The sequence below is a fragment of the Streptomyces sp. NPDC058872 genome, from assembly GCF_042743065.1.
In the GTDB taxonomy this organism is placed as follows: Bacteria; Actinomycetota; Actinomycetes; order Streptomycetales; family Streptomycetaceae; genus Streptomyces.
The window spans coordinates 124,539-136,713 of sequence record NZ_JBHYMK010000002.1 but is presented as its reverse complement, the minus strand read 5'-3'; the positions used below and the strand labels follow the sequence as shown (position 1 = coordinate 136,713).

The following is a 12,175-nucleotide window of genomic DNA, read 5'->3' as shown; positions in this document are numbered from 1 at the left end:
ACGACCTGGGGCCCCCCGGGGCGGGCGCGCCCACCCCCCCCCGCCCCGTCCGCCCCCCCCCGCGGCCGGCACGTCGATGACCTCGCCGTCCTTGTCGAGCGTGTGGGTATCCCAGTACACGTCCCACTTGTCGCCGACCTGCTGCGGCACCTTGCCCGCCGGATACCGCACGAAACCGGCGGGAGGCTGCTGCTCGTCCGAGACGCAGGCCGATCCGGTGCCGCCCACGGACAGGACGGGATACTCGCCGCCGCTGCAGACGTCCTCCTGGTACTCGATGCCCGCGCATCCGGTGAGTGCCACGATCGCGACCGTGCTCGCGAGAGCAGCACCGACCAGACGCAAGGTCTCGGGTCGGGCGGCGGTGGCGGCGAGGTTCGTCCTGCGGGGCGTGTGCATGGTTGTCTCCAGTCGGTTGGCCTGCCCCCACTCTCGTCTCCGGGAAATTACCGGGCCATGAGTACGTGTACTCATAGGAGCCCGCCTTGATGCTCAACATGCTGCATCTCCTGGGAACTTGACGGGCCCCGGATGTTGTCTTCCAGCCGCGGTGGCCGCGCTCCGCTACGCTCCTCGCCCCGTCCCGGCGCCTGGTTCGGCCGACTGCGGGGCATGCTGCAAGAGCGGCATCGCCGGAACCGGTCGCCTGTCCGTAGACGGCTCACCCGGTCCACCGGGCGGTGGTTGCCGATCAGCGCGGGCGAGATCCTTCTGTGGAAGGCCAGCGCGATCCAGGCCACCCGGTATCGCTACCGCGGCGACACGTTCCCAGCCCCTGGCGCACGGCAACCACCTGACGGCAGAGACCGTGGAGAGCCCGTTGCGTCGAGAGGCGCACGGCGGTCTCGGCGAGAGGTCCGGGAAAACGGACCGGAGCAATCCTGACACCGGGCCTGTTCAGTGACGAAGCCGGATCCTCCATGACGCCGCCGCAGCCACCCCATGGACGGCTGCCCCGCCGAGAACGGGGTGACGTGGGGTAGGCACGGGAAAGAGGAGCGGCGGGGCGCCTCTTCCCCGTACCGGCGGAGCGGGTGACCTCACGTGCTCCGAGGGGGCGGTTGACGAGCTTCGGGGCGTTCCGTACCGCCCGGATCACCTGGCGGAACGGAAGGCCCCGCGAACCGTACCCCCAGAGCCGTTAGGGCTTTTTCAGGTTCGTCCGCACATGGTTGAACAGACTTTCCGCGGTCGGATTGACGACGTGCTCCCCCACCTTCTTCATCGCCTCGAAGGCGTGGGCTTGCGCCCCGCCGTCGTGGGGATGACTCTTGGCGTGCTGGTGGGCGGCAGCGGCGCTCGCGACGGCCAGGGTCGCCCGGCCCTGCGGCGTCTTCTGCGTCCAGGTGTAGACGCTGTGCACGATCTTCACGACCGCGCCAGCGGCGGCAATCAGTGGAATCGCCATGCTTCCTCCCTTTCCTCGGAAGAGTCATGCCACATCGTTCTATGCATTAACCCCCTAGGGGATAGGCTGACTTGTCCCTGAGATGGTGACAAAGGGGATTCGGCACGACGGTGTCGACGGAGGGGGATCCGCGCCACCGCATGCTTCTTGCCGGAGCCGCTGTCGTGGCTCAGCCGTTGCAGCGCCCTGGCCAAGAGAGACGGGTACGCGGCGGGGCCGACCTGAGCGAGCACCCGGGAGGCGTCGACTTCCTCGCGCGGCGTGCGGCGACCCGAGGCGAGCAGCGCATCCCGGGCTCGCACGGTGTCGTCCCCATCGATGTTCCCCGAGTGATGCATGGCGGAGGTTCTGGGTGTCGCAGAGGGGGCCGAACAAGGCTCGTCACCCGTGCCGTCCCTCCTAAGAAAACGTCCTCTGGCCCGTCACGGCGGATGTGACACCACTTTCCCGTGGGGGAAGCGGGTGCATCGCGCTGATCGGTGCGGGCGGGGCCGGGAGGAGCACCCCGGCCCCCACCTGGCCGGCCTTCCAGGTCCTCTCGCGCGACGGCCTGCGCGGCACGGCCAGCGGTGACCCCAGTGCCGCATCAGGCAACGTTCGCCCCGTCCTGCCGGACGGGGCGGCGGCAGGTGGCTGTTGGAGGGGGCCGCGTAGTCTCGCGGGGTGCATTCTCATCTGAGCTTCGAGGATCCTCCTGCTCCACCCCACGAGGTGGTGGTCGAGACGCTGGAGCGTGCTCTGCGTGACCGGTCGGTGGAGGCCGAGGCGGCGGAGGTACTCGTCGGGACCGCACTGAACGATGACGATGCGGAGTTCGTCGAGCACTGGTGTGTGCAGGTCGGGACGCGGGCCGTGCCGGGCAGTCCGTTGCTCGGGCTGGCCGGCCTGTGCCTCGGACACGCAGCCCGGCGCTTCGGACGCCTCGGCGATGAGGCCCTTGGGCTGGTGCAGTCGCTGGCGGCGCGGGCCGAGGCCGACCCGGGGGACGTGGACGGCCGGGCCGTCGACGGTTACGACGACGTCCGGAGCTTCCTGCACCGTTGGTGACGGTCCTTGTCGCCGTGGCGGGGCAGGCGGCGTTGGTCCGGTTCACCAGGGCTTTGATGAGCTTGCCGACGGCGTGCTGGTTCCGTCAGATGACGTGGCGGTGGATCGTGCTGCCCCGATCCCTGCGGCCGGGGTGGTCGATGCCGCCGAGGGCGAGGCGGAGCAGGGCGGTGAACTGGGCCTCGACCAGATGGAACCGGGCGCTGTTGGTCGGGGGCGGGTGATCTCCACGTTCTTCGCCGCGGCACCGGCCCGGACCCGCCGTCGGCTTGGTCGGCTCCGGCCGATGGCCGATGCGAAAGCCCTCGCCCCTCTGCCTTGACCCTCCACCGACTGGAGACATCAACATGGCCGACATGGACAGCGCGACCCTGTACTCCATCGGGGAACTCTCCCGGCGCACCGGCCTGTCGGTGCGGACGATCCGGTTCTACTCCGACGCGAACGTGGTGATGCCGGCGGGTCGTAGTCCCGCCGGTTACCGGCTCTACGACATCGACGCCGTTCCGCGTCTCGAACTCATCAGCACCCTGCGCGAGTTGGGGATCAATCTCGCTACGGTCCAGCGCGTGCTGAACCGCGAACTGTCGCTGTCACACGTCCTCTCGGCCCACGCCGAAGCCGTGGACGCCCAGATCCGGATGCTGCGACAGCGCCGCAGCGTCCTGCGAGCGGCGGCCAGGCTCGGATCCAGCCTCCAGGAGACCAGACTCATGCACAGACTCGTGAAATCCTCCGCCGCGGAGCGGCATCGCCTCGTCGACGACTTCCTCGCGGGCACCTTCGGAACGGAAGGAGCCGACGCGAACGCGGTGGCCATGGTGCGCGCCGCCACTCCGGACCTCCCGGAGGACCCGTCCGTCGAACAGGTCGCCGCCTGGGTGGAGCTCACCGAGCTGATCGGCGACGAGGACTTCCGGGCGCGCATGCGACGGGCTGCGGCCGTTCAGGCCGGCGGGCAGGCCCTCGGCATCGGGTCCGAAGCCGACGACGAACTGACGGAGTACACCCGGTGCCGGATCTCCGAGGCCAGGAGCTCCGGCATCGATCCGCTCGACGACGAGGCCACACCGGTCGTCGAGGACCTCGTGCAGCGATTCGCCGAGGCCCTCGGCCGGATCCCGGACGCGGAGTTCCGGGACTGGCTGGCCGGGCAGTGGGAGGTGGCCCACGACCCGCGGGTGGAGCAGTACTGGCGGCTGGTGTGGGTCGTCAACGGCTGGCAGGTGGTGCCGGAGCTGATCCCCGGGTACGCCTGGCTCGTCCGGGCACTGCGCAGGGACTCCTGAACGTCCGCTCACCCGCCGCCCGTGTGCCGGACGGCGCGCCCCTGGAGGCGACCGCGCGAGCTCCGTCTTGGAGACGTCCTGCGTCGACCTTGCCCGTCGGGCCCTCTCCGCCCCCCCCACGAGGCGGCGAAACCGGCGGACAGGATGCGCATGGCGATCCCGTCGCGGCCTGACGGGGCCCCGGGATGAAGGAAACCGATCAGCCGGAGGGGCTTCGGCTGGAAGGATGGGGAAGTCGGTGAGTGCCGCTACCGGAGGGGGAGGGGTGTCGGAGAGCAGGACGGACCATGTGAGCGACGGCGCGGTGCAGGAAGCGCAGCCGGTGACGCAGTTGCCCGAGGCCCTCGTCAGGGAGATGAACCGTGAGATCCGGCGCTGGCGCGTCGCCACCTTCAACTACGGTCTCGCGTACTACCTGAGCCGGATCCTGCTGATCCTGGCCAGCGCCGTCGTGGCCGCCGACCAGAACCTGAGCGGTGGTCACGGGAACTGGTTGGTCACCTGGGTTCCGGCGCTGGCCCTGATCGTCGCCGTGATGACCGCGGTGGACACCTGGTTGAAGCCCCAGCAGAAGTGGCGCGGATTCATGGAGTCCCGCGACGCCCTGGTCGACCTGATGATCCAGGCCGACGGGGGACTGCCGGCCGACCAAGTGCGGGCCGAGCTCCTGAAGTTGCGTCAGCAGCACCGGGAGCGGAACATCTTCTGACCGTACCCGGTGCCGTCGATGCGACAGGTCGAGGTCAGCCGGCCTCCTTGAGTCGCCGCAGCGCACGGCGTTCGGCGGCCTCCACGTCCAGCCGGCCCGACGGAGCGCCCCCGCGGGCGATGACGGAGGCCCGGACCAGGGCGAGGTAGAAGAGCGCGGGAGCACAGGGCGTCCAGGTCTTGTCGGGGTCCTCGTCCAAGAGGAAGTCGAACACGCTGTCGGGATCGGCCGGGACGAAGCTGAACCGGTCGTGCTCCCACTTGTCTTCGATGCCCCGGCTGCGGCGGGCGACCAGGTCCGCGGAGCTGAGGTCGGTGAGCACGGCGCGGTAGAAAGCCGCCCACTGGTGGTTGCGCAGGTCGAGGGCGAAGGCGAGCAGTTCCAGCTCGACGGCGTCCTCGTCCTGGACGGCCAGTTCCTCGCGGAGTGCGCGCCGCGCCACGGCCTTGAGGCTGATGGGCCTGCCATCCGCCGGGACGTCGTGAATGGCGGCGAGCCCTTCGTTGACCGACGAGTTCCAGCGCTGCTTGTTCTGACCCTCGACCTGGACGCTCCTTCGGGCGAAGACCATCTTCCCGTCGAGGCCGGTCTCGACGGCGACGTTGACGCCGAAGCTGCAGGAGAGGAAGGAGGGGGCCTCCACCGGGTCGGAGTCCGTCAGGTACTGCGAACGCAGCGTGGCGGAGGGGTCCCCCTCGTCCAGGGGCCTGTCCAGGTTGACGGAAGTGGCGAGGAAGTCGTAGTAGTCCGCGTCACACAGGCTGATCCGCACCTGGGGTTCTTCGGTCTCGTCGGTACGGGAGGAGACGACGCTCTCCACGGAGAAGCGGGGGTTGTTCCACGCGAAGCGCTCTCCGACCGCCTGCTTGCGCTTCTGTTCCGCCTCGATCTCATGGCGCCACTGCTGGACCTTCGCCGGGAGGTCCACGCGGCGGAGGCCGGGCTCGTAGATGATCGTGACGTTCTCCTCCCGGATCGGACGCGTGCCGTCCCCCTCGAAGATGTGGCAGTCCGTCTCCGACTCCCCGATGATGAACGCGTCGCGCTGATTCATGAGGCCCCCTCGCCTGACGTCCAGTAGTGTGACCCGGCACACTCGATCCTCGGATGCGGTGTCAGGTTGCCACAAACCGAACCGCCTTCGGGCTGGTGGACGTGGAGCAACTCTGGGGGGAGTTCCGGTTGGAGCACTTACGGGGGCGCAACGGACTGGTCGCCACGGTGGTCGTCGACCGGTATCGCGGGGACGAGCGGGAAGCCAGGGACCGCCCGCTTCTGGGGGGAACGGCCGCGCGCTTCGTCGAGCAGATGCGGCGCCTCGGCTTCGACCTGCCCGCGCAGGTCCTGACGAGTGCGGACGGAGCGCCGCCCCCCTCCGCGGGGCGCGAACGGATCCACGCGTTCGTGGCGCGACTCCACCAGCAGGCGGCGAGACGGAAGGTCCTCTACTGGACGGGCCATGGCGAGGTCGTAGGGGGCGCCTTCTATCTGGCCTGCGAGGACAGTTACGAGGGGGGACGGTTCGACCCCCGCCGGGCCGTGGCCGCTGAGGAACTGGTCGCCTGGCTCGCCGAGGACGCCACGGACACCCTGCTCGTCCTGGACGCGTGCTTCGCGGGGGAAGCGGTACGGGCGGTGAGGGACAGGGTGGAGGACGTCCGGGGCCGAGCCCCGGGCCCCCGCACCGGGTTCGCCGTCGTCGCCACCGCCGAGTCCCGACAGAAGGCCGTGGAAGGCCACTTCGTGGACTGCCTGGAGCAGGTGCTCTCGGACCCCGCCTTCCTCGTCCGCGAGAGCGAGCGGATCTTCTCCCGGGAGCGGCCCGCGGTCTTCTTCCAGCACCTCATGCTGGGCGTGGCGGACCGGATGGAGGAGCAGTCCCTTGACTGGCGCGAAGTGCACACCCTGGACCCCGCGTTCCTGACCAACCCCTACTGTTCCCGACCCGGCGCCGCCCTGCGGTCAAAGGACGACGAGTCCTGGATCGGGCGGGAGTTCCCGCGCGGCGAACTGCCGGTGTTCTCCGACTCGGGCGACAGGTGGCACCTGCGGGACTTCGCGGAACGGCAGCACGCCGTCACCGATGTGGTCAACTGGCTGCGTACCCGGGAGACCGGGATGTACACGATCACGGGGGCGTCGGGAGCGGGCAAATCCACCCTGCTGTCCTACGTGGCGCACCTGACGGACGAGAACTTCGTGGCCACCCTGGCAGAGGACCGCCGGCCGTGGAACCTGCCCGAACTGCGCTCGGTGAACGCGGCGGTCCACTGCCGTGGCAAGACCCTCTCTGCCCTCTGTCGTGAATTGACGGAGCGCCTGCGCTCGCTGGGGCTCGGGGACACCGGAGCCGAACGGCCGTCACCGTCCGCGTGCGTGGAGGAGATCGAGCGGCTCGCCGCGCGCAAGGGCGTCCTCACCCTGCTGTTCGACGGACTGGACGAGGCGGCGGCCGGTCACTCCTTCGACATCGCGAGGAGCCTGCTCAATCCACTCGCGTCCCGGCCGCGCGTGCGGGTCGTGGTCGCCACCCGCCCCAACTCCCGCCGCAACCTCCCGGGCGATCCGTCCGCCGAGTCCCTGCTGGACGTCCTCCACTGCGTACAGCCGCTGGAGCTGGACCGGTCTGCCGGGGTCGAGCAGGACATCGCCCGCCACGTCGAACGCCTCCTGGGGGAGGCGAATTCCCCCTACAACCTGTTGCCGGGTGCGGTGCAGACCCGTGGTGCTGTTGCCCGGTACATCGCGGCCCGCAGCAACGGCCTCTTCCTCGTGGCCACCCTGTGGGCGCGCCGGCTCGTCCTCCTGCCCGAAGCGGTCGCGGAGCACCGGCTCGACCGGGAACTCCGGCCCGGCACGGCCGTCCTCGACCACTTGCTCGCGAAGGAGCTCGACCGGATCGATCCACGGAACCCCGGACGCGTCAGGGACTTCATGCGGGGCCTCGCGCTCGCGCAGGGCGTCGGGCTCCCCCAACCGGGGGTATGGCTCGCCGTGACCAACGCGGTGCGGACCCCGGGCGGCAGGGAGTACGACCACGGGGATCTGCTGGACGTGGTCCGCAGGGCCACCGGCGTGACGATCGCGGAGGACGACGAGTTCGGCAGGCCGGTGTACCGCCTCCACCATCCCAGCTTCGGCGCGCACCTGTTGCACGGGGAGGCGGAGGCGAGACGTCGGCACCGGGCCGTGGTCCGCGCCCTGGTCCCCAGCTCGCCCGCGGACTGGCAGGGGGCGGAGCCCTACGTCGTCCACCACCTGGCGGCGCACGCGGCCCTGGCCGGGGACGACGTCCTCGACGAACTGGTGGCCGACCACCACTTCCTCGTGGCCACCGCGCCCGACGTCCTGGAACCGCTGGTCGCCGCCCGTTCGGCGATGACCCCCCAGAGCGCGCTGTACCTGCGCGTGGCCGACGACTTCCGCGGGGACCCCTCCCCGGCAGGACGGTGGGCGGTGTTGCGGGCCACCGCCCTGGCGATGTTCTCCGCCGAGTTCCTGCGGGACGTGCCGCGACCGCCGTCCGTGTTCTGGGAAGACGTGTGGAGCAGCGCCGAACGGCTCCCGTTGCGGCGGAGCCGGCCGGCACCCTCGGGCGGGGCGTTGGCGGTGCACTGGGAGGAGGGCGACGGGAGCGTTCACGTCGCCGGCGCCGGCGAGATCGTCTCGTGGGCTGCGGACGGGCACCGGACGCTGACCAGGAACACGGGCCCGGCCACCTGGTCATCGCCTCCCCGGCAACGGGGCCTGACGGTGTCGGGGCAGGGCGAGAGCCGGGTCATCGCGACCCACGACAGCCAGTGCGTGCGCGTCTGGCAGGGCGGGGGCAGGCACCCGGTCGAGGAACTGCACTGGGGAGGGAGGACGAACGCCGTCGACTCGGTGCACAGCGGCCGGGACGTCTTCCTCGCCGTGGCTGACGGCATCGGCCTGTGGGTGTGGCGGTGGGACAGTTCCTCGGCCTATGTCCGCAGCCGGATCAGACAGCCGCTCCACGCCCCCGGGCAGGTGAACTGCGTGGCGGCGGTCGTCCGCGACGGACGCGTCGGCGTGCTCACGGGCGGGCCCGGGGGAGTGACCGTGCGGGAGGTGCGGGGACTCAGACTGGGAAGGCCCGGGCTCGAGCACATGCGTTCCCTGACCGACGGCGCCGAAGTGGTCGGGGCGCTGGCGGTGATGGCCACCGGGGACGGGACCGGAGCCGTGGTCGCGGCCCTTGACGGCCACACCCTCCGTGTCTGGCACATGGAGGACCTCTTCCATGGCGAGGCGGAACTGCGGTTCCGCGCCCGTACCGCGGGCCGGGTCGTGGCCCTCGGGCACGGCCCGCACGGCGTGCTGACCGCCGTACAGGAGAATGCCCGGGCACAGGTGTGGGACGAGTCGGGCAGGGAGCACGTGCCCCTGCCGTGCGACCACGGACACAAGTCCCTGGCCTTCGACCCTGCGGGAAGCGGACGCCTCGCGGTCGCGGACGACACCCGGCTCCAGATCTGGGAGCCGCACGCCCCCTTCGGGGCCGGGGGGATCGCCCGGGAACCTGTCCGGGGCCGCCTGGCCGACAAACCGCAGCTGCGGATGGTGCGGGGCTCCGACGGCACCGTGTTCCTGGCCCGCTCGCAGGGCTCCGACGTGCTGACGGGCCTGCACACCGCGGCCGGCCGGATCGTCGACGGGCCGCGGCTCCCGCACCCGCACCAGGTGGGAGCGCTTGCCGTCACGAAGGCCGGTGACGGCTGGAAGGTCGTGGCGGCCGGGTACCGGCACGTGCTGCTGTGGAGCCTCGGGCCCGGTCTCGAGCTCCTGGACACGGAGGAGTTCGACCTTCCGGGCGCGTACGACGTGGCGGCGTCCTCCCTGGACGTCTCCGTCACGGAGGAGGGTCGGACGCACCTGATGTGGCCGTCCGGACAGGAGGTCGTCACGTGGGAGCGCGAGGGTCCCGGGCGCGGCCCGTGGCGGGAAGGGCGGACCTTCGCCCTGAGGGCCTCGGGCGCCGTGCAGAAGCTGGAGCGCGTGGGAGTGCCCGGCGGGCCGTCCTGGCTCTCCCTGTGGGGTGGTGACGCAGCCCGGGTGTGGGACCTCGGCCGGCCGGACGCGCTGCCGGAACCGGTGCACTGCGCCGGGGCAAGGGCCGTTGCGACGGGAGTGCTCAGACGGGTCGTCCGGGCGGTTCCCCTGGTGGCCTACGCGACGAGGTACACGGTGGAGGTCGTCCGGTGCGACAACGGCAACGGGGTGTCCACCTCGCTGCCCGAGCAGCCCGGCGAACCGCTCGACGGGCTCACCTTCGCAGGACCGCCGGAGCTTCCCCTGCTCATCGGCTGGAGCCGGGGCTCCGGTCGCCTCCTGCTCTGGGACGTACGGCGGGAGCGGGCGCTGGAACCGATGGAGTCCCGCGGTTACCAAGTGACGAACGTCGACTCCGTCTACGACGGCCATCACATCACGCTGATGATCCAGGGCATCGCGCAGAAGAACATCCGCTGTGACCAGGTGCTCCTCCCCTGGCGCGTCGAGGAGGCCGTACCGGCGCCCCTGGTCGGCGGACAGCGCGGGCCGGTTTCCGCCCCGAGGAGGGAGGGGAGCGTCTCGTGAGAGACGACTTCGTCGTCCTGGTCCCCGGCATCATGGGCACGGCCCTGACCCGGGGCGGGCTCGACGTCTGGGACGCGTCCCTCCGGACGCTCGGCGGCTTCCTCGGGCCGAGGCGGACGAAGGAGGTGCTCGGGCTTCAGGAGGGCATCGGAGACGCCGACCCGGAACCGTCCCACGCCCTGGACGTGGGACGCGTGATCCCCGGCGCCCGCCTGCTGCCCGGCCTGATCTCCGACACCGGCTTCACCGACCTCCGGCAGAACCTCGGGCTCACCGAGGAGCAGTTCGCCGTCTTCCCGTACGACTGGCGCCTCAGCAACCGCAACACGGCCGCGAAGCTGGAGCGGTTCGTCGACGAGCGGCTGGCACGCTGGCGGACGAAGGCCGATCCGGGACTCCATCCGGGCGCGCGTGAGGCGAAGGTGGTCTTCGTGTGCCGCTCGATGGGCGGCCTCGTCGTGCGGTACTACACCGAAGTCCTCGGTGGATGGAGGAACACCCGGTCGGTCACGACGCTGGGCACGCCCTACTCGGGAAGCGTGAAGGCCCTGCGGTTCCTGGCCGGCCGGGCGCGCTGGGTACCCGGACCGCTCAACGAGTGGGTCCACGAGATCTGTTCGACGTACCCCTCGCTGGGGCAGCTGATCCCGACGTACCGGGTGGTGCTCGATCCCGAGGAGGGCAGGACCCAGCTCACCGGTCGAGTGCCGATCGAGGGGATCGACCCCCGGACGATCGAGGATTCGTTCGTCTTCTTCGAAGAGGTCAAGAGGGCTGTCCGGGCCAATGACGAACAGTACGGACGGGACCGCTACGCCCTGCACGCCTTCGGCGGCGACAAGCACCGCACCGATCAGGCGGTGTCCTTCTCCGCCAAGGGAAGGTGGACGTTCCACCCCGACTTCTCGGGATCCGCCGACCCCGACGACAGACTCCTCACGCCCCGTGGGGACGGCACGGTGGCGTCCTTCGCGCAGATCCCGCCCGAGTGGGGCTCCCTGGGCCGTGTGCTGTGGCTGGACAGCAGGCACGCAGACCTCGTCAACGCCGAGGGGGCCGTCGAGCAGCTCAGGCGCATCTGCCACGACATGCCGCTCGCCCGGCTGCTCAGCTCCGACCACCCCGTCGGCGTCGAACTGCCCGACGTCGCCGTGGCGGGCGAGCCGTTCGAGGTGTGGGCGACGGACGCCGACGCCGCCATGCGGCTGCGGGTGCGCCGCGTGGCCGAGGACGGCACGCACGGGGAGGACGTGGAGATGACACCGTGCGGTGACGACGCCTTCCGTGCCGAGCTGCGATCGGGGCCCGGGCGGTGGACGGTGGAGGTCTACTCGCCGACGACCGCGTACGTGTGCCGGGACGTGGTCCTGGTCCTGTGACCGTCCGCCGTCACGAGGGCATCGCCCCCTCAAGGCGCACGAAGTCCCGTGCCGCGGGGCGCGGCGCTGTTCCCGGGAGGAGCCCGTCGCCGTGGCCGAGGGGGCCGTCCGGGTCACGCGGGATCCCCCACGGGGACCGCTGGCCCCTCGGGCGTCCCTGCCCCGCCGGCCAGGCCGGCTATCTCCGCCAGGGACATGTGCAGTTCATCGTGCAGGAACCGCACGATCGTCCAGTGCGGCAGGGCGTCGGCGTCGAAGGGGCCGAACGCGTCCGTGTAGAGGGGGATCCAGCGCAGGGCCTCCTCGGCGGCGGTCTCTCGTCCGGGTGCTTCCTGGTAGGCGTCGTAGGAGACGCTCCGGTGGTGGACGAAGTGACCTCCGGGCAGGCGTCGTTCGCACAGATCCAGGTACTCGCGCGTCTGCAGGATGAGGTAGTGCCATATTTCGTCGACGTCCTGCTCGACGGGGAGGAAGAGGCCGCCGAGCCGGTCGGGGTGGCGGGAGACGAGGTAGAGGTAGCGCAGGCACTCGCGGACCCGGTGTCGCACGACGGCCGCGGACGGGGCGTCCGGCTTGGTCGTGAAGTGACGCACCACCTCCTCGTGCAGAGCCGGGCCGAGCAACTCCTCGGCGGTGGGCGCCGGATCGATGCCCCGATCCGAGGGGGCATGGGCGGCGGACGTGGGCATGGGACTCCTTCGAGGGCCGGCCTCGGGCACGCCGGACCGCCGTGTGTGCGGGGACG

At 70.9% G+C, this 12,175-nt stretch carries 9 protein-coding genes; 5 read left to right on the top strand and 4 right to left on the bottom strand.

Going from position 1 to position 12,175, the window contains the following annotated elements:
* Positions 1-399, bottom strand: a 399-nt coding sequence (locus ACFW22_RS01925; RefSeq protein WP_386397401.1) for an SCO0607 family lipoprotein, incomplete at its 3' end; no start/stop codon positions are given.
* Between the two features lie 742 nt (positions 400-1,141).
* A complete protein-coding gene (locus ACFW22_RS01920; RefSeq protein ID WP_386397399.1) occupies positions 1,142-1,408 on the bottom strand; it encodes a hypothetical protein in 267 nt (88 codons plus the stop codon).
* A gap of 663 nt (positions 1,409-2,071) precedes the next feature.
* On the opposite strand from ACFW22_RS01920, the gene ACFW22_RS01915 reads away from it, so the two are divergent.
* From ACFW22_RS01915 to ACFW22_RS01905, 3 genes are all read left to right on the top strand, one after another.
* Positions 2,072-2,455 (top strand): hypothetical protein, encoded by a 384-nt coding sequence (locus ACFW22_RS01915; protein ID WP_386397396.1) that lies wholly within the window; start codon positions 2,072-2,074, stop codon positions 2,453-2,455.
* Between the two features lie 356 nt (positions 2,456-2,811).
* Positions 2,812-3,744, top strand: coding sequence for a MerR family transcriptional regulator (locus ACFW22_RS01910; RefSeq protein WP_386397393.1), 933 nt, complete (start codon positions 2,812-2,814; stop codon positions 3,742-3,744).
* Between the two features lie 238 nt (positions 3,745-3,982).
* The gene (locus ACFW22_RS01905) at positions 3,983-4,453 is read left to right on the top strand and encodes a hypothetical protein (protein ID WP_386397391.1); all 471 of its coding nucleotides are present in this window, start codon (positions 3,983-3,985) and stop codon (positions 4,451-4,453) included.
* A 34-nt stretch (positions 4,454-4,487) separates the two neighbouring features.
* Here ACFW22_RS01905 and ACFW22_RS01900 read toward each other — a convergent pair whose 3' ends face one another.
* Entirely contained in the window at positions 4,488-5,507 is a 1,020-nt protein-coding gene (locus ACFW22_RS01900; protein WP_386397388.1) for a translation initiation factor 2, read from the bottom strand.
* Positions 5,508-5,608: 101 nt separating this feature from the next.
* Between ACFW22_RS01900 and ACFW22_RS01895 the strand changes: the two genes are divergently transcribed.
* Positions 5,609-10,051, top strand: coding sequence for an AAA family ATPase (locus tag ACFW22_RS01895; RefSeq protein ID WP_386397385.1), 4,443 nt, complete (start codon positions 5,609-5,611; stop codon positions 10,049-10,051).
* A complete protein-coding gene (locus ACFW22_RS01890; protein ID WP_386397382.1) occupies positions 10,048-11,430 on the top strand; it encodes a hypothetical protein in 1,383 nt (460 codons plus the stop codon). The genes ACFW22_RS01895 and ACFW22_RS01890 overlap by 4 nt, the downstream gene beginning before the upstream one ends.
* A 113-nt stretch (positions 11,431-11,543) precedes the next feature.
* Here ACFW22_RS01890 and ACFW22_RS01885 read toward each other — a convergent pair whose 3' ends face one another.
* Positions 11,544-12,119, bottom strand: a complete 576-nt coding sequence (locus ACFW22_RS01885; protein WP_386397379.1) for a hypothetical protein — start codon at positions 12,117-12,119, stop codon at positions 11,544-11,546.
* Positions 12,120-12,175 lie beyond the last annotated feature (56 nt).